This window comes from Salinicola socius, from assembly GCF_001937195.1.
In the GTDB taxonomy this organism is placed as follows: domain Bacteria; phylum Pseudomonadota; class Gammaproteobacteria; order Pseudomonadales; family Halomonadaceae; genus Salinicola; species Salinicola socius.
In genome coordinates, this window is sequence record NZ_MSDO01000109.1 from 1 (window position 1) to 675 (window position 675).

1 protein-coding gene is annotated in these 675 nt (G+C 65.5%); it reads left to right on the forward strand.

Annotated elements, in window-relative coordinates; translation table 11 throughout:
- On the forward strand, positions 1 to 675 hold a 675-nt coding region (locus tag BTW07_RS19090), incomplete at both ends, for a tandem-95 repeat protein (RefSeq protein WP_144077014.1).

The window sequence follows — 675 nt, forward strand, 5'->3', positions numbered from 1 at the left end:
GGCAGCGATGGTCAGGGCGGCACCGCCACCTCGACGCTGACCGTAACGGTGACCGGCACCAACGATGCACCGGTCGCTCAGGCAGGCACGGCCACGACGGAAGAGAACACGCTGCTGACCGGTCAGGTCCCGGCGGCATCGGATGTCGATGGGACGATCGCCGGTTACGACCTGGCGACGGATGTCGGCACCGGCAATGGTTCATTGACGTTCAATGCCGACGGCAGCTACAGCTTCACGCCGGGCACCGACTTCGACGGTCTCGCCGCCGGCGAAAACCGCGACGTCACCTTCAGCTATACCGCCACCGATAACGACGGCGGCGTCAGCGAACCCAAGACGGTGACGATCACCGTCACGGGGACTAACGATGCGCCGGTGGCCGTCGCTGACACCCAAACCACCGGCGAGAACAGCGTTCTCAGCGGGCAGGTGCCAGCAGCGACCGATGTCGATGGAACGATCGCCGGTTACGACCTGGCGACGGATGTCGGCACCGGCAACGGCAGCCTGACGTTCAATGCCGACGGTTCCTACACCTTCACGCCCGGCACCGACTTCGACAGTCTCGCCGCGGGCGAGAGCCGTGACGTCACCTTCAGCTATACCGCCACCGACAACGACGGTGGGGTCAGCGAGCCCAAGGCCGTCACCATCACCGTGACCGGTACCAAC